22 protein-coding genes are annotated in these 19,722 nt (G+C 74.3%); 10 read left to right on the forward strand and 12 right to left on the reverse strand.

Annotated elements, in window-relative coordinates; all coding sequences use genetic code 11:
• Positions 1 to 65 precede the first annotated feature (65 nt).
• Complete coding sequence (locus MF406_RS00390; protein ID WP_242896033.1) at positions 66 to 443, forward strand: VOC family protein; 378 nt, start codon at positions 66 to 68, stop codon at positions 441 to 443.
• Positions 444 to 563: 120 nt separating this feature from the next.
• Here the strand turns inward: MF406_RS00390 and MF406_RS00395 are convergent, their stop codons facing one another.
• Positions 564 to 1,130, reverse strand: a complete 567-nt coding sequence (locus tag MF406_RS00395) for a dihydrofolate reductase family protein (protein ID WP_242896034.1) — start codon at positions 1,128 to 1,130, stop codon at positions 564 to 566.
• Between the two features lie 295 nt (positions 1,131 to 1,425).
• On the opposite strand from MF406_RS00395, the gene MF406_RS00400 reads away from it, so the two are divergent.
• The 5 genes from MF406_RS00400 to MF406_RS00420 all read left to right on the forward strand — a co-directional run bounded on the left by MF406_RS00400 (position 1,426) and on the right by MF406_RS00420 (position 6,062).
• Positions 1,426 to 1,593, forward strand: coding sequence for a hypothetical protein (locus tag MF406_RS00400; RefSeq protein WP_242896035.1), 168 nt, complete (start codon positions 1,426 to 1,428; stop codon positions 1,591 to 1,593).
• Between the two features lie 263 nt (positions 1,594 to 1,856).
• The gene (locus tag MF406_RS00405; RefSeq protein WP_242896036.1) at positions 1,857 to 3,086 is read left to right on the forward strand and encodes a zinc-dependent alcohol dehydrogenase; all 1,230 of its coding nucleotides are present in this window, start codon (positions 1,857 to 1,859) and stop codon (positions 3,084 to 3,086) included.
• A 17-nt stretch (positions 3,087 to 3,103) separates the two neighbouring features.
• Entirely contained in the window at positions 3,104 to 4,786 is a 1,683-nt protein-coding gene (locus MF406_RS00410; protein WP_242896037.1) for an NAD-dependent epimerase/dehydratase family protein, read from the forward strand.
• Positions 4,787 to 4,984: 198 nt separating this feature from the next.
• Positions 4,985 to 5,464 (forward strand): pyridoxamine 5'-phosphate oxidase family protein, encoded by a 480-nt coding sequence (locus MF406_RS00415; RefSeq protein WP_242896039.1) that lies wholly within the window; start codon positions 4,985 to 4,987, stop codon positions 5,462 to 5,464.
• 7 nt (positions 5,465 to 5,471) lie between these two features.
• A complete protein-coding gene (locus tag MF406_RS00420; protein ID WP_242896040.1) occupies positions 5,472 to 6,062 on the forward strand; it encodes a pyrimidine dimer DNA glycosylase/endonuclease V in 591 nt (196 codons plus the stop codon).
• 264 nt (positions 6,063 to 6,326) lie between these two features.
• Here MF406_RS00420 and MF406_RS00425 read toward each other — a convergent pair whose 3' ends face one another.
• The 4 genes from MF406_RS00425 to MF406_RS00440 all read right to left on the reverse strand — a co-directional run bounded on the left by MF406_RS00425 (position 6,327) and on the right by MF406_RS00440 (position 9,311).
• Positions 6,327 to 6,737: a toxin-antitoxin system YwqK family antitoxin gene (locus tag MF406_RS00425; protein ID WP_242896042.1), complete on the reverse strand. Its 411-nt coding sequence runs from the start codon at positions 6,735 to 6,737 to the stop codon at positions 6,327 to 6,329.
• A gap of 161 nt (positions 6,738 to 6,898) precedes the next feature.
• Positions 6,899 to 7,936 (reverse strand): Rv2578c family radical SAM protein, encoded by a 1,038-nt coding sequence (locus tag MF406_RS00430; RefSeq protein ID WP_242896043.1) that lies wholly within the window; start codon positions 7,934 to 7,936, stop codon positions 6,899 to 6,901.
• Between the two features lie 477 nt (positions 7,937 to 8,413).
• Positions 8,414 to 8,836: a VOC family protein gene (locus tag MF406_RS00435; protein ID WP_242896044.1), complete on the reverse strand. Its 423-nt coding sequence runs from the start codon at positions 8,834 to 8,836 to the stop codon at positions 8,414 to 8,416.
• A gap of 55 nt (positions 8,837 to 8,891) precedes the next feature.
• Positions 8,892 to 9,311, reverse strand: coding sequence for a helix-turn-helix domain-containing protein (locus MF406_RS00440; protein ID WP_242896045.1), 420 nt, complete (start codon positions 9,309 to 9,311; stop codon positions 8,892 to 8,894).
• Between the two features lie 655 nt (positions 9,312 to 9,966).
• Between MF406_RS00440 and MF406_RS00445 the strand changes: the two genes are divergently transcribed.
• The gene (locus tag MF406_RS00445) at positions 9,967 to 10,155 is read left to right on the forward strand and encodes a hypothetical protein (protein WP_242896046.1); all 189 of its coding nucleotides are present in this window, start codon (positions 9,967 to 9,969) and stop codon (positions 10,153 to 10,155) included.
• 150 nt (positions 10,156 to 10,305) lie between these two features.
• On the opposite strand, the gene MF406_RS00450 is transcribed toward MF406_RS00445, so the two are convergent.
• The gene (locus MF406_RS00450) at positions 10,306 to 12,591 is read right to left on the reverse strand and encodes an MMPL family transporter (RefSeq protein ID WP_242896047.1); all 2,286 of its coding nucleotides are present in this window, start codon (positions 12,589 to 12,591) and stop codon (positions 10,306 to 10,308) included.
• A 134-nt stretch (positions 12,592 to 12,725) separates the two neighbouring features.
• On the opposite strand from MF406_RS00450, the gene MF406_RS00455 reads away from it, so the two are divergent.
• From MF406_RS00455 to MF406_RS00465, 3 genes are all read left to right on the forward strand, one after another.
• On the forward strand, positions 12,726 to 13,238 hold the full coding sequence (locus tag MF406_RS00455) for a MarR family winged helix-turn-helix transcriptional regulator (RefSeq protein ID WP_242896049.1): 513 nt from the start codon (positions 12,726 to 12,728) through the stop codon (positions 13,236 to 13,238).
• A 109-nt stretch (positions 13,239 to 13,347) separates the two neighbouring features.
• A complete protein-coding gene (locus MF406_RS00460; protein ID WP_242896050.1) occupies positions 13,348 to 13,704 on the forward strand; it encodes a spore germination protein GerW family protein in 357 nt (118 codons plus the stop codon).
• A gap of 91 nt (positions 13,705 to 13,795) precedes the next feature.
• Complete coding sequence (locus MF406_RS00465; RefSeq protein WP_242896051.1) at positions 13,796 to 14,029, forward strand: type II toxin-antitoxin system Phd/YefM family antitoxin; 234 nt, start codon at positions 13,796 to 13,798, stop codon at positions 14,027 to 14,029.
• Between the two features lie 52 nt (positions 14,030 to 14,081).
• Here the strand turns inward: MF406_RS00465 and MF406_RS00470 are convergent, their stop codons facing one another.
• The 6 genes from MF406_RS00470 to MF406_RS00495 all read right to left on the reverse strand — a co-directional run bounded on the left by MF406_RS00470 (position 14,082) and on the right by MF406_RS00495 (position 19,459).
• Entirely contained in the window at positions 14,082 to 14,627 is a 546-nt protein-coding gene (locus tag MF406_RS00470) for a DUF1697 domain-containing protein (RefSeq protein ID WP_242896052.1), read from the reverse strand.
• A gap of 61 nt (positions 14,628 to 14,688) precedes the next feature.
• Positions 14,689 to 15,606 (reverse strand): carbohydrate ABC transporter permease, encoded by a 918-nt coding sequence (locus tag MF406_RS00475; RefSeq protein WP_371744550.1) that lies wholly within the window; start codon positions 15,604 to 15,606, stop codon positions 14,689 to 14,691.
• Positions 15,606 to 16,490 carry a carbohydrate ABC transporter permease gene (locus MF406_RS00480; protein ID WP_371744682.1) on the reverse strand — a complete coding sequence of 295 codons (885 nt, stop codon included), beginning with the start codon at positions 16,488 to 16,490 and terminating at the stop codon, positions 15,606 to 15,608. Before MF406_RS00480 ends, MF406_RS00475 begins: the two co-directional genes overlap by 1 nt.
• Positions 16,491 to 16,719: 229 nt before the next feature.
• Positions 16,720 to 17,967 carry an ABC transporter substrate-binding protein gene (locus tag MF406_RS00485; protein WP_242896055.1) on the reverse strand — a complete coding sequence of 416 codons (1,248 nt, stop codon included), beginning with the start codon at positions 17,965 to 17,967 and terminating at the stop codon, positions 16,720 to 16,722.
• A 160-nt stretch (positions 17,968 to 18,127) separates the two neighbouring features.
• On the reverse strand, positions 18,128 to 18,703 hold the full coding sequence (locus tag MF406_RS00490; protein WP_242896057.1) for a hypothetical protein: 576 nt from the start codon (positions 18,701 to 18,703) through the stop codon (positions 18,128 to 18,130).
• Between the two features lie 252 nt (positions 18,704 to 18,955).
• A complete protein-coding gene (locus MF406_RS00495; protein ID WP_242896058.1) occupies positions 18,956 to 19,459 on the reverse strand; it encodes an SRPBCC family protein in 504 nt (167 codons plus the stop codon).
• Positions 19,460 to 19,722 lie beyond the last annotated feature (263 nt).

Genomic DNA, 19,722 nt, shown 5'->3' on the forward strand with positions numbered 1-19,722 from the left:
ACACCGTACGTCGTACGCCGTACCTTGTACGGGTTTCCGGTTCAGCCCACTTCCCAAGGAGACCCGTGCGCATCACCTCGACCGCCATCAGCCTCAACGTCGCCGACCCGGCCGCCGCCGCGCGCTTCTTGACCGAGCACTTCGGGTTCACCGAGGAGATGGCCGCGGATGGCTTCCGCTCGCTCGCCCGGCCCGACGTCGGCGCCAACGTGGTCTTCCTGCGCGTCGGGCTGCCGACGCTCCCCGGCGACCAGCGCGAGGTCCACGCCCAGGGCCAGATCCTCGCGTTCGTCGTCGACGACCTCGAGGGCGAGCTCGCCCGGCTCGAGCAGGAGGGAGTCACCGTCACCATGCCGCTGACCGCTGAGGAGTGGGGCGAGCGCGCCTTCCAGGTCCGCGACCCCAACGGCGTCATCATCCAGCTCGTCGACTGGAACGGCTGACACGCGTGGAGCGACTGACGTGCGCCCTCGCCGCCGGCGCCCCGGTCGGTGCGCCTGCACCCTCGACGGTTCGGCGTCAGCCGGGCCAAGCTCCCCGGCCCGCGCCACCGCCCGCCGGGGTCAGTGGCGGCGCACGCCGTAGCGGAGCCAGAGCGTCCCGTTGCCGAACCGCCGCTCCTCCAGCAGCTCCAGGTCCAGCCGCAGGCCCTCGGGCCAGAACCGCAGCCCGCCGCCGACGGACACCGGCGCCACGTACGGCTGCACCTCGTCGACGATCCCGGCGCGCAACGCCTGCGCCGCGAGGGTCGGGCCGTCGATCGTCGCGTCGTGGTCCAGCGCCGCCACCGAGGCACGCACGGCCTCGGGGTCGAAGGTCCGCTCAAGGGTGGTCCGCGCGGTGCTTGGCGCGTCGAGCGTCGTGGAGTAGACGACCTTGGCGGCGGCCTGCCAGACGGCGGCGTACCGGCGGACGAACTCCGGCTGGTCCGGCTCGTCGAGGGCCGTCTCCCAGTAGGACATCGTGTCGTACATCCGGCGGCCGTACAGGTACGTGCCGACCGGCCGGGTCTGCTCGGACACGAAGTCGTGCAGCTCCGCGTCCGTGGCCCCGCCCCAGTCGCTGCTGCCGGAGGTGTCCGACGCGTAGCCGTCGAGGGAAGTGAACATCGAGTAGATCAGCCGCCCCATCGTCCAACCGTAGGGAAGCCCCGTCGCCGACGTCGAGGGGTCGCGGGGAGGGTCAAGGGTAGGGAAGCCGCTCGCCGACGTCGAGGGGCCCGGGGAAGTTCGACGTGACCCAGGAACATCGACGCCGGACAGCTCGGCGGTTCGGACCGAGCTCCAGGCCCGACGGACCCGACGAGGGCGTCGCCGCATGACGCCCGTGCCCGCACGGCGGTCGCTGCTGCCCGGCCCGGCCGGCCCCGGCCGCGCGGCGGCGGCCCCGGATGCGGGGTCCGGTGACGGGTGCCACCGTTGGAGCATGAGCGAGAACACCTCCAGCACCGAACCAGCCGAGCAGCCGTCGGAGCAGCCGTACGACCCGGCCCAGGACCCCGACGCCGACCCGGCGAACCTCACGTCCCGGCAGCCGGCCGAGCAGCCGGACCAGGCCGAGGGTGCGGACGACCCGGCCGAGACCCAGGGCTGACCGGACTGACGCTGCGGCTGCGGTCGCGGCCCCGGCCCAGGTCGGCGCGGGTGCCGCCGGCCGTGACCCCTGCCGGTCGCCGTCGCCGGACCGCCCGTGATGGCAGGCCGGAGTTGCCGGCAGCCGGGCGGGCGGGTAGCCGGACCCGGCCACCGTCGTCAGGACCGACCGCACCGCGCCGGACAGCCCGCCGTCGTCCCAGCACCGACCGCGGCCCGCCGGACAGCCGGCCCCACCCACCCACCAACCCCGAGGAGACCCACGTGCGCGCAGTGACCTGGCAGGGCAAGGAGGAGGTCCGGGTCGAGAGCGTCCCGGACCCCGAGATCGTCGACCCCACCGACGCGATCGTCCGCGTCACCTCCACCGCGATCTGCGGCTCGGACCTGCACCTCTACGACGTCCTCGGCCCCTTCCTCGACCCCGGGGACATCCTCGGGCACGAGCCGATGGGGATCGTGGAGGAGGTCGGCCCGGAGGTCAGCCACATCCGGCCGGGGGACCGGGTGGTGGTGCCGTTCAACGTCTCCTGCGGCCGGTGCTGGATGTGCCGGCACGGGCTGCAGTCCCAGTGCGAGACCACCCAGGTGCACAGCCAGCACACCGGCGCGGCCCTGCTGGGCTACACCAAGCTCTACGGCCAGGTCCCGGGCGGGCAGGCGCAGTACCTGCGCGTGCCGCAGGCGCACTACGGCCCGATCCCCGTCCCCGCCGACGACGAGCCGGACGAGCGCTACCTCTACCTCTCCGACGTCGTCCCCACCGCTTGGCAGGCGGTGGAGTACGCGCAGGTGCCCGACGGCGGCAGCGTCCTCGTCCTCGGGCTCGGCCCGATCGGGCAGATGGCCGCCCGGGTCGCCCGGCACCGCGGCGCCGGCACCGTGCTCGCCGCCGACCTCGTGCCCGAGCGGCTCGAGATGGCCCGCCGGCACGGGGTGGAGACCTTCGACCTGCGCGAGGTCGACGACCTCGTCGCCGCCGTGCGGGACCGCACCGAGGGCCGCGGCCCGGACTCGGTGATCGACGCCGTCGGCATGGAGGCCCACGGCTCCCCGTTCGTCAAGGGCGTGCACGCCGCGGCGAACCTGCTCCCCGACGCCCTCGCCCAGCCGGTGTTCAAGAAGGCGGGCCTGGACCGGCTGGCCGCGCTGCGGCTGGCGCTGGACGCGGTCCGGCGCGGCGGGACCGTGTCCCTCTCGGGGGTCTACGGCGGCGCCGCCGACCCGCTGAACATGTTCCAGATGTTCGACAAGCAGATCACCCTGCGGATGGGCCAGGCCAACGTGCACCGGTGGCTCGACGACGTCCTGCCGCTGGTCTCCGACCCGGCCGACCCCCTCGGGGTGCTGGACCTGCGCACCCACCGCCTGCCGCTCGCGGAGGCGCCGCGCGGCTACGAGATCTTCCAGAAGAAGCAGGACGGGGCCATCAAGGTCGTCCTCGACCCGTTCGCGGCCGCCCCGCCCGCCGCTCCGACGGAGGTGACGGCATGACGGACGGAGGTGACGGCATGAGGGTCGCCGTCATCGGCGCCAGCGGCAACGTCGGCTCCGCGGTCCTGCGGGCGCTGGCCGCCGAGCCGGCGGTGACCTCGGTGCTCGGCGTCGCCCGGCGCCTGCCGGACCGGTCGGCCCCGCCGTTCGACGCCGCGGACTGGCTGAGCCTGGACCTGGCCGCGGAGGACGAGGCCGACGTCGTCGACCGGCTGGCCACCGCGCTCGCCGGGGCGGACGCCGTCGTCCACCTCGCCTGGGCGATCCAGCCGAACACCGAGCGGGACTACATGCGCCGGCTCAACGTCGGGGGCACCCGCCGGGTAGCCGACGCGGCCGTCCGGGCCGGGGTGCGGCACCTGGTGGTCGCCTCCTCCTGGGGGGTGTACTCCCCGGTGCAGGACGACGTCCCGCGCACCGAGGACGCGCCCCGGGAGGGCATCCGCTCCTCCCACTACAGCGTGGACAAGGCAGCCCAGGAGCGGGTGCTCGACGAGCTGGAGGCCGAGCACCCGGAGATCACCGTCACCCGGATGCGCACCGCGCTGATCTTCCAGGCCGACGCCGGCGCGGAGATCGCCAGGTACTTCCTCGGCCCGTTCGTGCCGCTCGGGCTGCTGCGCCCCGGCGTGCTGCCCGTGCTGCCGCTGCCGGGGCACCTACGGCTGCAGGTCGTCCACGCCGACGACGCCGGCCGGGCCTACGCCACCGTGGTCGCCCAGCGGGCCGGCGGGGCGTTCAACGTCGCCGCCGCGGACACCCTGTGGCCGGTGGACCTGGCCCGGATCCTCGACCACGGCCACATCGTGCCGGTCCCCCCGGCCCTCGTCCGCCCGCTGGTGCACTACGCCTGGCGGGCCCGGCTGGTGGCCGCCGACGCCGGCTGGCTGGACATGGGGCTGGGCGTGCCGGTGATGGACACCACCCGGATCCGCGCGCTCGGCTGGCGGGAGACCCGCTCCGCCGAGGACGCGCTGCGCGAGCTGCTGGACGGCCTGCGCGACCGCCGCGGGCTGGCCAGCCCGGTCCTGCGGGCGAAGGACCGGAACTTCGGCGGGCCGGTGGAGTCAGCGCCGGCGCGGGCCGGCCTCGGGAACGGGCGCGGCAGGGGCGGGGCCGGCGCCGGGGGCGGTGCCGGCGGCGGGGGACGGCACCGCTCGCCGGCCCTCGCGGCCGCCGTCGGGCCCGCGCACGTCCCGCCGCACCTCGACGCCGGGCTGCTCGGGCTGTACCTCTCCGACCACCTGACCGGCGCCACCGCCGGCCTCGGCCGGATGACCCGGATGGCCGAGGCGTACGCCGACACCCCGATGGCCGACGACCTCGCCGCCATGGCCAGCCAGCTCCGCGAGGAGCGGGACCTGCTGCGCGAGCTCATCCACGCCCTCGGCCTGCGGCAGCGGCCCTACCGGCAGGCGGCCGCGCAGGCCGGGGAGCTGGTGGGCCGGCTGAAGCTGAACCGACGGGTCCTCACCCGGTCCCCGATGACCCCGCTGCTGGAGATCGAGGTCATGCGCGGCGCGGTGCTGGGCAAGCTCGGCGTGTGGCAGACCCTCGCCGACCACGCCGAGGAGCTGGGCCTGCCCGCGGAGACGTTCGTGTCCCTGGCGGACCGGGCCCGGGACCAGGCGGCCACGCTGGACCTGCTGCACGAGCGGTCCCGCCGGACCGCCTTCCGGGGCGGCTCCGGCACGGACTGACCCGGCCGACGGCGCCCCCGCCGGGCCCGGACCGCTCCCGCGCCCGGGCGTCCCCACCCGCCCCGCACCCGGCGGCGCCCGCCCCGCACCCGGCGGCGCCCGCCCTGCGTCCCGGCGGCGACGGGCGCCGGACCAATCCCCGCGGGCCCGCGCCGCCGGCGCCAGACCCACCCATAGACCCCTACCGAGGAGGAAGCGATGACCGACAACGACGGCGCCGCGAAGGTGTCCGACCTGATCAAGGGCATCCGCGTCGCGATGCTCACCACCACGTCCACCGAGGGCGGGCTGCGCTCCCGGCCGCTGGCCACCCAGGACGTCGACTTCGACGGCGACGTCTACTTCATCGTCGAGCGCGACTCCAGCGCCGTCGCCGACGTCACGAACCACGGCGCCGTCAACGTCGCCTACGTCGGCGACAGCACCTGGGTCTCGCTCTCCGGCACCGCCCGCGTCCTGCCCGACTCGCCCAAGCTCGCCGAGCTGTGGAACACCTTCACCGACGCCTGGCTGCACGGCGGCCCGGACGACCCGAACAACGTGCTGCTGCACGTGCAGGCCGAGTCGGCGGAGTACTGGGACGCGCCCGGGGCCAAGGTCGTCCAGCTCGCCAACCTGGTGCGGTCCAAGGTCACCGGCAAGCGGGTGGAGGGCGACTCCGGCACCGTCTCGCTGTAGGCCGGCGGTGCGGCTCTGGTCCCTGCACCCGCGCTACCTCGACCGGCAGGGCCTGACCGCCTGCTGGCGGGAGGCGCTCCTGGCGCAGGCGGTCCTGGCCGGGCGGACCCGCGGCTACCGCCAGCACAGTCAGCTCCGCCGGTTCCGCGGTCAGCCCGACCCGCTGGCCGCGGTGGGTGCGTACCTGGGCGGGGTCGCCGCCGAGGCCGCGGCCCGGGGGTACCGGTTCGACACCGCGCGCATCCTCCGGCCGGCAGTCGTGGCCGGTGGCCCGGAGGAGACGGGGACGCAGGAACCGTCCCTTCCCCTCAGCGGCCGACTGACGCCGGCGGCCGGGGGCGGTCCGCCGATGCCCGGGGGCGTCCTCCCGCAGGCGCCGGCACCGGCATCGCAGGGCGGCCTTCCAGTGCGCGTGCCGCCGGTACCGGTGACGGCCGGGCAGGTGGCGCACGAGTGGGCGCACCTGATGGCCAAGCTGGCGGTGCGCAGCCCCGACCTAGCCGCGGCGCATGCAGCGGTCCACCAGCCGGCGGTGCACCCGTTGTTCGTCGTCGTGCCCGGGCCGGTGGAGCCCTGGGAACGCAGTGCCGATGGTTAGGCGCCCGCGCGGTGAGCCGCGCGTCCGGCTCGCGCTGGCCTCCGGGACCATGCGACAGCACCGCGCACGCGGCCACACACGTGCGCGAGAAGTAACACAAACTCGGAGTGACCGATCTCTGCTGCGGCGGGATTCCGCCAGACCGGACCAGGGCCGCCCCGCGATTGTGTTACTTCTTGCACGCCGGCGGTGACCGCCGGCCCCGGCGTCGGGCGCTCGGAACGCCACGGCGGGCGGCAAGGCCTCGCCGGGCGCCGGCAGCGCTCAGCCGCGGTGGTTGCTGACCTTCTTCACCGAGCCGTCCGGGTTGTAGTAGGTCCACTCGCCGCGCTTCTTGCCGAGGGCGTAGTCGCCCTCGTCCATCAGGGACCCGGTGTCGAACCAGCGCCGCCAGTGGCCGTCCTGGACGCCGTCGACGAAGGAGCCCTCCTGCATCGGCCCGCCGCCCTGCCGGTACCAGACCCACGGACCGTGCAGCTCGCCGTGCCGCAGCGAGCCGCGCGCGCTGAGCGAGCCGTCGGCGAAGTAGTACGTCCACTCGCCGTGCTTCTTGCCCGCCAGGTAGCTGCCCCGCCCCGAGACGGTGGTGCCGTCCTTGAAGTACTCGGTCCACTCCCCCGTCCGCTGCCCGTCGGCATCGGTCGGTCCGGACTCGTGCCGCGCCTTGATCGCCATGGGCACACTCTGCCCGCCGTCGCCGCGCAGAGACGTCAGAACAGCGCAAGCGTCGCTCAGGGCAGCGTGGGTTCCGCGCCGGGCGGCGCGAATCCCCCTCCGAGCAGCGTGGGCTCGGATCAGAGCAGCGTGGGCTCGGATCAGAGCAGCGTGGGCTGGGATCAGAACAGCGTGAGCTGGTCCGGCCCGGTGACGGCGGGCGGCGCCGCGGCGGCAGGCGGCTCCGCCGTCGCCGGCCGCAGCCTGCGCGCCGGCCGCCGCCGGTCGAACCCGTGCGCCCGGCGCGCCCGGGCGGCCCGCTCGCCGAGCCACTGGCGGTACTCCTTGGTCACGTAGGAGCCGGAGCCGTACAGGCGGCGGTAGCGGGGGACCAGGTCGGGGTGCTCGCGGCCGAGCCAGGCGAGGAACCACTCCCGCGCGCCCGGCCGCAGGTGCAGCGGGCCGGTCGTGACGTCGGCGGCGCCGGCCTCGGCGAGCGCGGCGTGCAGGGCGTCGAGCTGGCTCTCGGAGTCGGTCAGCCAGGGCAGGATCGGCATGGCGAGGACGGTGCACTCGAGGCCGGCGTCGGTGACCGCCCGGACGAGGTCGAGGCGCGCCTTCGGCGTAGGCGTGCCCGGCTCGACCTGCTGCTGGAGCTCGGGGTCGACCAGGGCGAGGGAGACCGCCACGGAGACCGGCACGCTGCGCGCTGCCTCGACGAGCAGCGGCAGGTCCCGCTTGAGCAGCGGCCCCTTGGTCAGGATGGAGAACGGCGTGCCGGACTCCGCCAGCGCGGTGATGATCCCCGGCATGAGGCGGTAGCGCCCCTCGGCCCGCATGTACGGGTCGGAGTTCGTGCCGAGGGCGACGTGCTCCCGGCCCCAGGACGGCCGGGCGAGCTCCTTGCGCAGGACGTCGACCACGTTGGTCTTGACCACGATCTGGGTGTCGAAGTCCTTGCCGGCGTCGAGGTCGAGGTACTCGTGGGTGCGCCGGGCGAAGCAGTAGGTGCACCGGTGCAGGCAGCCACGGGTGGGGTTGATGGTCCAGCGGAACGGCATCGCGGACTGCCCGGGGACCCGGTTCAGGGCGCTCTTGCAGAGCACCTCGTGGAAAGTGACGCCGTCGAAGTCGGGCGTCCGGACGCTGCGGACCAGGCCGGCGAGCGGCAGCAGGGCAGAGGGGTCCGTGGCCCCCAGCTCGCGTCCTTCCCATCGCACCCGTTCATTCGAACACATTTTCGACCGGAGGTCCAGGGTGGGTCAGCAGCACCCAGGCTGTGTCGCCTGCCATAGGCATCGGACCGCTGTGAGCGGTCTTCTGCCAGGTTCATGGGACCACCTGGGTTGCCAATCATGGGACAACCCGGCGCGCCTTTCCGGTGCTCGCCGGCCGGCGCCTCCCCCCGGCTCGGTCGGTGGCGGCCCTCGACGCCGTCGCGCAGCCCGAGGAGCATCTTGCGCAGCATCCACACGCCGGCCAGCTCCAGCAGCAGCGCGAAGGCGAGGGACGCCAGGGTGGCCCGCGGCCGGGACCGGATCCGGGTGAGGACCCGGGTGGTGCCGTCCGGGCGCGGTCGAGCTGCCAGGCCCATGAGGTCTCCCCGGGGCGGCCCAGACCGTCTCGCCGTCGGACAGCCTGCGGCAGGGCTGTTGGTCCCCGGCCATGGGCGCCGGCGCCCTTGCGGCTGGTGCCAGCTACTCCTGCCACCAGGGGGTGTCGGCGAGCTCGGCGACCCGGATGTGGTTGCCGAACGGGTCCCGCAGGCCGAAGTCGACGCCGTACGGCCGGGTGGCCGGCTCGTCGGTGATGTCGACGCCGCGCTGCACCAGCTGCTCGTAGGTGCGCTGGGCGTCGTCGCAGGTGAAGAAGAGGTGGCCGCCGGCGGCGCCCTTGGTCAGCATGTCGCGGACCTGCTCGGCGGTGCGCTCGTCCATCGACGGCGGACCGGGGCGCTCCAGCAGGATCTGGCGCCCGTCGGGCGTGGTGACGGTGAGCCACCGCATGTAGCCGAGGTCCTGGTCGTCCCCGACCGCCAGGCCGAGGGTGCCGACGTAGAAGTCCAGCGCCTCCTGCTGGTCGAGCACGTAGACCTGGCTGATGCGCAGCGTGGTGATCATGGTGTCCTCCCGGTTGTGGCCGCCGCCGTCGGCGGCTCGACGGGCCCGACGCTATTCACCCGGCGGGTGACGAGGCTTCTCCGAAACTGCTCGGCCTGGTCCAGCGCTTGGTGAAGCAGGTCGGCACGGGCGCCGGGGCCGCCGTCGCGCGGAACTCGCTCGGGGAGGTGCCGACGACGTCCCGGAATGTGCGGCTGAACGTGCCGAGGCTGGTGAACCCGACGCTCATGCAGATGTCGGTCACGGTCCGGTCGGTCTCGCGCAGCAGGTTCATCGCCCGCTCCACCCGCCGCCGCTGGAGGTAGCGGTGCGGGGTCTCGCCGAAGGTGTCCCGGAAGGTGCGGATGAAGTGCGCCTCCGAGACCAGGGCGATGCGGGCGAGCGCGGGGATGTCCAGCGGCTCGGTGTAGGCGCGGTCCATGGCGTCGCGGGCCCGCAGCAGCCGGCGGTTGGCCTGCTCGGACTCCCGGCTCACCGGTGCACCTCCGGCCGTGGGCGGCTCAGGGGCACACCCGCGCGCGCCGCGCGCGCCGCTCGCGCCGGGCCGTCCTGCCGAGTCCGCGGGCTGGCCCGGTTCGGCTCGCCTAATCTCGTCACGGGCTCCTCCTCGCCCAGCTCCTCATCCGAGTCCATCTTCGGGGGCGACATGCCGCCAGACCACCTGCCCCGGTCCCCGCGACCGCTGCCCGAGCGGGCCCGCGCGGCCCTGGGGGTCGACGGGCCGGCCTGGGCCCGGGCCGGCGCGGACGTGGCGAGCGCCGCGGCCGTCCTCAGCCTGCTGGCCGGCGGGTGGTACGGCCACGTGGCGGTGGCGCTGTTCGCCCTGGTCCTCCTCGGCGTGGTGGTGGTGCGGCTGGTCCCGCTGCCCGGGCAGCTCCAGGCGCTGACCCTCCTCGTGCTGGTGGCCGCGGCGTGGGTGGCGCTCCTCGGCGGCTACCAGCGCGTCCCCGGGCTCGACGTCGCGGCGCACGCGCTCGTCACCGGACTCCTCGCCGTCGTCACGGTCGTGCTGCTCGCCGGCACCGCCCCGGGCGGCCCGGCCGGGGGCTGGCCGGCCGGGCGCGGGCCGCGGCTGAGCGCCCGCACCGGCCCCCCTCCTCGCCACCACCGCCGTCGGGACGACGCTCGCCGTGCTGTGGGAGCTCGGCGAGTGGGTGGGCCACACCTACGGCGACCCCGAGATCCACGTCGGCTACGACGACACCGTGGGCGACCTCGCCGCCGGCCTCCTCGGCTCCCTCCTGGCCGGCGCGATCGCCGCCTGCGTCGCCCGCGGACGGTCGGCCCGGGTCCCGGGACCGGCCCGGTCGGCGTTCTGAGCCCGGCGGGGACGTCACCACGGGAGTGACCGGCGACGGCGGACGGGTACCCGCGTCGTCCGCGCACCTGTCGTGGGCGGGACGCTCGGCGGTGCGCGGGGAGCCGGACGTGCCGGCGAGCTCGTCGGGCGAGCGGGCCGCGCCAGCGACTCAGTCGGCCGGCACCCGGGACTGCCACGGCCACCAGGACCGGCGGCCGACGTCGTGCACGAGGCCCGGCACCAGCAGGCTGCGGACGACGAGGGTGTCGATGAGGACGCCGGCCGCGACGATGAACGCGAGCTGGGCCAGGAAGAGCAGCGGGATGACCGCGAGCGCGCTGAAGGTCGCCGCGAGCACCAGGCCCGCCGAGGTGATGACCCCGCCGGTCACCGCCAGGCCGCGCCGGACGCCGTCGTGCGTGCCGTGGACGAGCGACTCCTCGCGGACCCGCGTCATGAGGAAGATCGAGTAGTCGATGCCCAGGGCGACGAGGAAGACGAACCCGTACAGCGGCACGGTGGGGTCGGCGCCGGGGAAGCCCGCGACGTGGTTGAACACGACCGCGGACAGCCCCATCGTGGCGGCGAAGGACAGCACGTTGGCCAGCAGGAGGATCAGCGGCGCGACGACCGCGCGCAGCAGGAGCACGAGCAGCACGAAGATGACGGCGAGGACGACCGGGATGATCGTGCGCAGGTCCCGCGCCGCGGTCTCCTGCGTGTCCAGCCGCTCGGCGGCGGCCCCGCCGACCAGGGCGTCCGGGTCGACGTCGTGCACGGCGGCGCGCACGTCCCGCACCGCCTGGACCGCCTCCTGCGTCTCGGCGCCGGCGTCCGTGGTGACCTCGACGAGCACCCGCCCGTCGACGACGACCGGCTCGGTCTGCCCGCCGTCGGGCCCGCCGCCCGGCTGCCCGCCGTCGGCCTGCTCGCCGGGCTGCCCGCCGCCCGGCGGACCGCCGATCCCCGCACCGGCCCCGCCGGCACCCTCGACGACGACCTCGGCGCCCGCGACGCCGTCGAGAGCCCGGACGGCCACCAGGACCTCCTCGGCCCGGTCCTCGGCGACGACGACCGTGACCGGCTGGACCTGCCCGGCGTCGAAGTGCTCGGCGAGCACCTCCTCCCCCGCCACCGCCTCGACGTCGCTGAGGAAGACCTCCGACTCCCCCGTGCCTTCCGCCCGCAGGGTCGGCACGAACGCCGCGCCGAGGAGGAGGACGACGGCGGTCACCGCCCAGACCGGCCGGGCGTGGGCGCTGACGAACCGGGCCACCCGCGCCCACAGGCCCGCGCGGCGGGGCGCCTCGCCCGGGTCCGCGGCGTGCCGCGGGAGGCGCGGGATCCGCGGCCAGAACACCGCGCGGGACCGGCGGCCGGCGGCGAGGAGGAGCGCCGGCAGCAGCGTGAGCGCGGCGAGCACCGAGGACACGATGCCGATGGCCGCGACCGGGCCGAGGCTGGCGTTGGAGCCGAGGTCGGACAGCAGCAGGCACAGCAGGCCGGCGACGACGGTGCCCGCGCTGGCCAGGACCGGCTCGAGCGAGGCCCGCCACGCGGCCCGCATCGCGGCGGCGGGGCGCTCGTGCCGGCCGAGCTCCTCCCGGTAGCGGGCGACGAGCAGCAGGGAGTAGTCGGTGGTCGCGCCGACGACGAGGATCGACAGGATCCCCTGGCTCTGGCCGTTGAGGGCGAGGACGCCGCCGCCGGCGAGCGGCTTGACGACCAGCGCCGCCAGGCAGAGGGCGAAGACGGCGGTGAGCAGCACCGTCAGCGGCAGGACCGGGGACCGGTAGACGACGACGAGGATGACGAGGACGACGGCGAGCGCGACGAGCAGGAGGATCCCGTCGATGCCGGCGAAGGCCTCGACGAGGTCGGCGACGTACCCGCCCGGGCCCGTCACCCACGCCTCGAGGCCGGCGTCGGCGAGCTCGCCGGCCGCCAGCTCGCGCAGGGCGTCGACCGTGACGTTGACGAGGCGCTCCTCGTCGGGGCCGACGGCCTCGTTGGCGACCTCGGCGTCGAGGGCGACGGGGACGAGCACCGCCTCGCCGTCCTCGGCGGGCACGGCGACGACCGGACCGGCGAGGGCGTCCTCGAGGTCACCCCCGTCCGGCAGCGGCAGGCCCGGCACCTCCTCGGCGAACGCCTGGGCCGCGGCCACCTGCTCCGCGGTGAGGGCCCCGGCCCTCGAGGTCATCACGACGAGGACCGGCAGGCTCTGCCCGTCCTCGAACTCCCGGGCAGCCTCGGCGGCGAGGGTGGACTCGGCGCTGGCGGGCAGGAAGGCGGCCTGGTCGTTCTCCTGGACCTGCGACAGCGTGCCCTGGGCCGTGCCGCCGAGGTAGCCGACGACCAGCCACAGGCCGAGGACGGCGACCAGGAGGAGCCCGCGCAGGACGCCGCGGCCGCGGTTGGCGCGGGGGGCGGTCGGGCCGGCGGCGTGGGTCACGGGAGGACCGCGGAGTCGATGCTCAGCATGCTGACCAATATTGTGGGGCGGAGGGACGCGCTGCAAGCCAGGGTGAGGGTCCACCGCAAGCGCGAGCGCTCAACCGGCCCGCCGGCACCTGCGACGATGGGCCGGTGAGGCAGGACGAGGTGCCGGGCGGCCCGAGCGTCCCGGGCGGTCGGGATCCTCGAAGTCCGGGGGCGTGGCCGGCGCCCGGCGACGCGACCGCGACGCCGCCGGAGAGCTGGCCGACCGGCCGGCTGCTCTCCGCCGCCGCCCGGCGGGTCGAGCGACGGTGGGACGCCTACCTCGAGCGGTGGTCGCTGACCCACGCCTCCCTCCCGGTGCTCGCGGTCCTCGCCGGCGGCCCCCGGTCCCAGCGCGAGCTCGCGGCCGACCTGCGGGTGACCGAGCAGACGACGAGCCGGATGCTCGCCGGGCTGGAGCGCACCGGGTACGTCGCGCGGCAGCGGCACGCCGCCGACCGGCGCCGGCACGTCGTCGCCCTCACCGACGCCGGCCGCGCGGCCCTCGCCGAGCTCGACGACCCCCGGGCCGTCGAGGCGGTGCTCGGCAGCGCGCTCGACGCCGCCGAGGCCGAGCAGCTGCGCGGCCTGCTGCTGCGGCTCGTCGAGCGCGGAGACTGAGCGCGGATCTCTCCCGGCAGCCGGGCGCGGGCGCCTACGCTGACCGCGACCGCCGTCGGGCCCGGCGGGGTCTGCGAGCCCGCGCACCGGCGGGTCCGAGGAGCCAGCGATGGAGCACCCAGGCGGCGCGAGCGTGGACATGGTCACCGGGGCGGCGAAGGACGTCCTCACCGTCCGCCGGGTCTTCGGCGAGCCGTACACCAGCGGGGACACGACGGTCATCCCCGTCGCGAAGGTGATGGGCGGCTCCGGCATGGGGTTCGGCGGCGGCGAGGGGCCCTCGGACCAGGAGTCCGGCGAGGGGGGCGGCGGCGGCTTCGGCGTGCGCGCCAGGCCCGTGGGCGCGTACGTCGTCCGCGGGGGCGAGGTGCACTGGCGGCCGTCGGTCGACGTCAACCGGCTGGCCACCGGCGGGCAACTCGTCCTGGCGATCGCCGTCCTCGCCTGGGCGCTGCGCCGTCGCTGAGACGCTCGGCGCGCCGTGCGGGACCGGCCGGGCTCCAGCGGACCGACCAGGCTCCAGCGGGACTGACCCGGCTGCACCTACCCTGGCTCGCATGGAGACAGTTAGCTCCACCGAGGCGCGGACGCACTTCTCGCGGCTCCTCGACGACGTCGCTCGCGGTCACTCCTTCACGATCACCAGGCACGGCCGCCGGGTGGCCCGCCTGGTGCCCGCCGATGACCGGGTGGAGGACACCGCCAGCGTCATCGAGGAGTTACGTGCGGCGCGCAGGGGCGTCACCCTGTCGGGATCAGTCCGCGACCTCGTCGACGCCGGTCGGCGCTGACGCCCCCGCCACCCGAGCCCGCCCCCCGGCCCCGGCGCCGGCCCCGCGAGCCTCAGCCCTCGAGTTTCTTGACGATCCGCTGGACCGTGAGCCAGGTCCGGGTGGTGATGTCCTTGCCGTAGGTCCGGTCCAGCCAGGACATGAAGTCCGGGGTTCTGCCGGGGTCGCTGTTGTCGATGACCGCGAGGAAGACGCGGGCCGCCGGGTTGTAGCCGACGACCCGCGTCAACGGGTCCGGCTGCTCCGGCAGCCGCACCGGGGCGGTGGCGCCGTCCTTGAGGAACGTCGCGGTGAGGTAGGTGCCGCGGCCGTGCGTCAGCCCCGGGAAGGGGTCGCTGTCCAGGAGGGCGCGCAGCTCGGTATGCGCGCGGATGATCGTGCCGCCGGGGATGCCGAGCTCCTCGGCGAGCGCCCGCTGGACCCGCCGCTCGAGGACGGGCACGTCGGTCGCGGGGCTGCTGAAGACGATGTTGCCGCTCGCCAGGACCGAGCCCACGTCCTCCAGGCCGAGCCCCTCGAACACCCCGCGCAGCTTGTCGTTGGTCATGTTCGGGTTGCTCGGCGCGATCCCGCGCAGGAGCGCCGCGTACCGGTGCATGGCACGACGGTACCCACGCTCGTGGGCCGGTGAGCGGTCACTTGCCAAAGGTGAGCGGCCGTCACTTGCCGGAGCCGCGCATGACCCCGGAGATGACCCACCGCTGGGCGAAGATGTACACGATCACGAGCGGCGCCATCGCCATCAGGTAGGACGCGAACGCGAGCGTGTAGTCGGTGCTGAACTGCCCCTGGAAGACGTACTGGACCAGCTGGAGCGTATAGCTCTCCGGGTTGCCAAGGATGACCAGCGGCAGCAGGAAGTCGTTCCACGCCCACATGCACGTGAGGATCCCGACGGTGGCGTTCATCGGCCCGAGCAGCGGGAAGATGATCCGCCAGAACGTCGTCCACACGCTCGCCCCGTCGGTCAGCGCCGCCTCCTCCAGCTCGCGCGGGATGGACTTGAGGTAGCGCACGTAGACGAAGATGTTGAACGCCAGCCCGTAGACGACGTACAGCAGGACGAGACCCACCTGGTTGGACAGCCCGAGCGTCGAGGTCTGCTTGACCAGCGGCAGCATGATGATCGGGAAGGGCACGAACAGCGCCGCCACGAAGTAGTAGTACAGGGCCTTGAAGAACGGCTTGTCCATGTTCCGGGAGATCGCGTAGGCGACCATCGAGTTGGACACCAGCGTCAGCGCGACGGCGAGGACGGTCACGACGGCGGTGTTCAGCGCCGCCCGCGGGTAGTTCGTCAGCCGGGCCGCCTCGGCGAAGTTGCCCCAGGCGAACGGGTCCGGCAGCCCCAGGCCGGCGCCGGTGAGCTGCTCGGGGGTCTTCAGTGCGGTGACGACGACGTAGTACAGGGGGAAGAACACGCTCACCGTCAGCAGGACCATGATCACCGTGAGCGGCCAGCTGGTCCCGCCCCGCCGGTCCTTGCGGTAGCGCCGCTCCGGCGCCGTGCCCGCCGCACGCTCCGCGGCCGCCGTCGCCGCGTTCCCCTCGAGGGACAGTCCCTGCTGGTCGGACATCAGGCCGCCACCTCCCGGCGCTGCAGGAACCGCAGCTGGAACATCGACAGGACCACGATCACGACGAGGTACACGACGGCGTTGGCCGTCTGGTACGCGAACTCCCCGCCCTGGAAGCCGCCGCGGTAGATGAGCAGCGAGATCGACGTCGTCGCGTTGCCCGGGCCGCCGTTCGTCAGGGCGACGATGTGGTCGAAGACCATAAGGAAGTTCTTCAGCGCGAGCACCATGTTGATGGTGAAGAACGGGGAGATGAGCGGGAACGTCATCGTCCAGAACCGGCGCCACGGGCCGGCGCCGTCGATCGAGGCCGCCTCGTAGACCTCGGTGGGGATCGTCTGCAGGCCGGCGAGGTAGAGGATGATGTTGAAGGCCGCCGCCTGCCACACCGCGACGACGACGATGCCGACCCAGGCCAGGCTCTCGTTGCCGAGGATGTTGGACGAGATTGCCTCGATCCCGAAGTTCTGCCCGAGCACCGGCAGGACGCTGGCGAAGAGGTAGCTGAACACGTACCCGACGACCAGCATCGGCAGGACGTTGGGCAGGAAGAACACCCCGCGCAGCGTGTTCCGGAGCTTGATGTTGGCGTTGAGCCCGACGGCGATCGCCAGCGCTATCGCGTTGGTGAGGATCGTGGCGACGACGGCGAACTGGAACGTGAAGAGGTAGGCGTCCAGGACCCGGTCGTCGCGGAAGAGGGCCAGGTAGTTGTTGATGCCGACGAACTCCCACTCGCCGTACCCGGCATAGTTCGTGAAGCTGTAGAAGACGCCCTGGAGCAGCGGGAGGGTGTGCAGCACGAAGAACAGGACGACGGCGGGCACCACCATCCAGTAGAACGTCGGGTGCGTGCGGTTGTGGCGGCCACGGACGGCGGACATCCCCGCCCCGGCCTGCCCGGCCCCGGCCTGCTCGCGGGCCTCGGTCGTGGTGGCCACCGTGTCCCTCCTCCTCCTCGTCCGGCCCGCTACCCGGTGCGCGCGGTCACGGCTCGGTCCCGAGACTGCTGCCCGGGGTCACGGCTGCTTGCTCGGCCGATCCCGCCCGGCCGTCGTGCCCGCTGCCCGCTGCGCGCGGTCGCGGCTCGGTCCCGAAGCCGCTGCGCGGGACTCACGGCTCGGTCCCGAAGCTGCTGCGCGCGGCGACCTTGTCCCACTCCTCGTCCAGCTCCCGCAGCCACCGGTCGCTGTTCCCGGAGAGCAGGAAGGCCTGGGTGAGCGGCTGCAGGTTGACCGCGGGCGGGATGGAGTGCTCGACGTAGGAGGTGACCCGTTCCTGCTCGAAGAACGGGAACACCTCCGCCACCGTCGGGTCGGACGGCTCGAGCCCCTCCAGGGTGGGCACTGCGGACTGCTCGTCCACGTAGCGCTGGATGTTCTCCGGCTCCATCAGGAAGCGGATGAACTCCAGGGACTCCTCCTCGTGGCGCGGGTTTGCGCCCATGGTGAGGATGACGTCGACGCCGGAGACGAGCTTGGTCTCGGCTGGGTCGTCCGTGGCCGGCAGGGCGAAGGAGCCGAGGTCGAGGTCCGGGTTGAGCGCGCGCACCGCCGGGATGACGTAGCTGCCGTGCATGAGGATCGCCGACTCCCCGTTGGCGAAGAGCCGGTTGCCGTCGTCGTACCCGAGGCCGGCGGCGTCGTCATTGCCGTTCTCGGTCAGGGTGAGCAGGGCGTCGGCGACGGGCGGGTACGCCTCCTGGAACGAGGCCTCGTCCTCGGCGAGCCGGTCGAAGAAGTCCTCCGGCACGAGGTTGGCCGCGAGCTGGTTGAAGTAGGGCATGGTCGTCCACGCGTCGACGAGCGTGAGCGCGTACGGCTGCACCCCGGCCGCCGCCAGCTCCTCGACGACGGTGCGGAACTCGCTCCACGTCTGCGGCGGCTCCAGCCCGTGCTCGGCGAAGATCTCCTTGTTGTAGACGAAGGCGTTGGCGTTGGAGGCAAGCGGGATGCCGTTGGTCTGCTCCTCGTACCGGCCCAGGTCCTGGAGGATCTCCAGGATCGCCGGCCTGACCTCGGTCAGGGATTCCTCGCCCGAGAAGTCGTAGAGGACGCCGGCCGAGGCGATCTCGCCGTACGTCGCGTTGCCGTTGAGCGTCATGACGTCCGGCAGGTCCTCCCGGACCAGGCGGGTGCGGATGGCGGTCTCGGCGTCGGGGACCTGGTTCTGCCGCACCCGGATGTCGGGGTGGGTGGCGTTGAACTGCTCGACGAGCCCGTTGAACGTCGCGAACGCCTCGGGCTTGAACTGGAAGAACTCGAGCTCGACGACGTCGTCCTCGGCGCCGCCGGCGGCCGAGCACGCCGCGGCCAGGAGCATCGTCGCCGCCACCGCGGCGGCTGCCGCCGACCGTCGCATCGCGCACCCCTTCGTGGTGGACGGACCAGCACCACCCCGTGGCGTCCGCGCTGCTCCACGGGTGCTGCCCCTGCCCGTTCCGCTCGGTCGTCAGGCTAGGGGCGACGGCGGGCGGGTGCACCCGGCGTGCTGGATCCGTTACGCGACCGTGACCTGCCCGTCACCCGCCGGCTGCACCGCCCGCCGGCACCGACCGGCGCCGCCGCGCCAGCCCCCGGCGCCCCCAGGGCTTGAGGACGGCGAGGGTCATGGCCGTCAGGACCGCCGTCGTCGAGACCACCGGCGGGAAGAGCAGGTTGGTCAGCTCGAGGCGCGGCCGCGTGCCCGTGGCGAGGGCGTCCCCGGCGGCGCCGCCGAGCGCGCCGAGCTCGGGGGCGAGGAGGACGAAGACGAGGGCGACCAGGACCACGTTGAGCGCGAGCTTGACCGCCACCCACCAGTAGCGGACGAGGCCGTACTTCGTCCCGAGCCCCAGGACGACGCCGGTGGCCAGGGTGAGGAGGCCGGCCGCGGCGAGGGTGGCCGGAGCGTACGTCCCGAGCGCGACGAGCGCGGCCAGCGAGTCGACGCCAGCGCCGGTGAAGACGGTGAGGACGAGGACGGCCATGACGACGTCGGCGCCGAGCCAGGTCCCGGCTGCGGCGATCTGCGCGAGCAGCACCAGCTTGTGCACCGTCGGCCGCAGCCGCAGCCGCGGGCGGCTGGTGCGGGGCGACGTCCGGTCGGTGGCGGTCATCCGCCCATGCTGGCCGCCCGGGCCGCTCGCGCGCCTCTGCCGGGAGTCGGACCCTGCCCTACGCCGGTCGGGGTAGGCGGGGGCCGTCCGGACGACTGCCGGTGCTCGGCGCCGTCGGGACGACAGCGGGTGCTCGGCGCCGTCGGGACGACGGCGGGTGCTCGGCGCCGTCCCGACGACGGCGGGTGCCGGCCCGTCCGACGACGGCCGGTGGCCTCACGCCAGGGCGGCTGCCTGCCGCTCGAAGTGGCCTCACGCCAGGGCGGCTGCCTGCCGCTCGAAGTGCGCCGAGGTCGATGGGTGGTAGTCCTCGAAGCGGGGCCGCGGCGACCCGTCCCGTGCGGCCACGAGCAGGTCGAGGTAGTACTCCCAGCCCGGTCCGATGTCCCCGACCCCGGCCGTGGAGGTCAGGTGGTGGACGAGCCGCAGCTCGATCGTGCCGCCGGCCTCGGCGAGCAGGAGCTCGAGGTGCCAGCTCCCCGCCTGGTCGGACGTCGTCACCGCCAGCCGGTGCGGCGGCTCGCACGCCTCGATGCGGGCCGTCGTCCAGGGAGCGCCGTCCTCGAAGCCTAGCTGGACCTCGATGGTGCCGCCCGGCCGGGCGGTGCCGCGCCACGCGCCGAACCACAGGGCCGTGCGCTCCGGCTCGGTGACGCTCGCCCAGACGTCGTCGATCGGTGCGGCGAAGGTGCGGGCTAGGACGAGGTCGTAGCCCTCGGCCGTGCGCCGCAGCTCGCCGGTCGGTGTCGGTGCCATGTCTGCTCCCGGTCGCCGTCGTCCCCGGGCGGGGCTCATGGCGAGGACTGTAGCCGCCGCCGTCGCCCGGGTCCCGCCGTCGCCCGGGTCCCGCCGTCGCAGCGCGCCGTCACGAGCCGGCGCGAGCCCGCGGACCGGTGACAGGACGACCCGCCCCCCGGACACTGGAGCGGTGCCCGCGCGTCCCGACCCTCGGTCCCGTGCCCGTCCCAGGTGACGCTCGCCATGGGGCTCTCGGCCCCGACCCGGGCCGGGAGTCCCCC

Origin of the sequence: Georgenia sp. TF02-10 (assembly GCF_022759505.1) — a bacterium.
Taxonomy (GTDB): Bacteria; Actinomycetota; Actinomycetes; order Actinomycetales; family Actinomycetaceae; genus TF02-10.

Bases quoted from the DNA above. Each gene is read 5' to 3' on its own strand.
- MF406_RS00460 (WP_242896050.1), top strand. From the start codon at position 13,348: ATGGAGCACCCAGGCGGCGCGAGCGTGGACATGGTCACCGGGGCGGCG.
- MF406_RS00400 (WP_242896035.1), top strand. From the start codon at position 1,426: ATGAGCGAGAACACCTCCAGCACCGAACCAGCCGAGCAGCCGTCGGAG.
- MF406_RS00435 (WP_242896044.1), bottom strand. From the start codon at position 8,836: ATGATCACCACGCTGCGCATCAGCCAGGTCTACGTGCTCGACCAGCAG.
- MF406_RS00490 (WP_242896057.1), bottom strand. From the start codon at position 18,703: ATGACCGCCACCGACCGGACGTCGCCCCGCACCAGCCGCCCGCGGCTG.
- MF406_RS00465 (WP_242896051.1), top strand. From the start codon at position 13,796: ATGGAGACAGTTAGCTCCACCGAGGCGCGGACGCACTTCTCGCGGCTC.
- MF406_RS00475 (WP_371744550.1), bottom strand. From the start codon at position 15,606: ATGTCCGACCAGCAGGGACTGTCCCTCGAGGGGAACGCGGCGACGGCG.
- MF406_RS00485 (WP_242896055.1), bottom strand. From the start codon at position 17,967: ATGCGACGGTCGGCGGCAGCCGCCGCGGTGGCGGCGACGATGCTCCTG.
- MF406_RS00425 (WP_242896042.1), bottom strand. From the start codon at position 6,737: ATGGCGATCAAGGCGCGGCACGAGTCCGGACCGACCGATGCCGACGGG.
- MF406_RS00415 (WP_242896039.1), top strand. From the start codon at position 4,985: ATGACCGACAACGACGGCGCCGCGAAGGTGTCCGACCTGATCAAGGGC.
- MF406_RS00470 (WP_242896052.1), bottom strand. From the start codon at position 14,627: ATGCACCGGTACGCGGCGCTCCTGCGCGGGATCGCGCCGAGCAACCCG.
- MF406_RS00480 (WP_371744682.1), bottom strand. From the start codon at position 16,490: ATGTCCGCCGTCCGTGGCCGCCACAACCGCACGCACCCGACGTTCTAC.
- MF406_RS00495 (WP_242896058.1), bottom strand. From the start codon at position 19,459: ATGGCACCGACACCGACCGGCGAGCTGCGGCGCACGGCCGAGGGCTAC.
- MF406_RS00410 (WP_242896037.1), top strand. From the start codon at position 3,104: ATGAGGGTCGCCGTCATCGGCGCCAGCGGCAACGTCGGCTCCGCGGTC.
- MF406_RS00395 (WP_242896034.1), bottom strand. From the start codon at position 1,130: ATGGGGCGGCTGATCTACTCGATGTTCACTTCCCTCGACGGCTACGCG.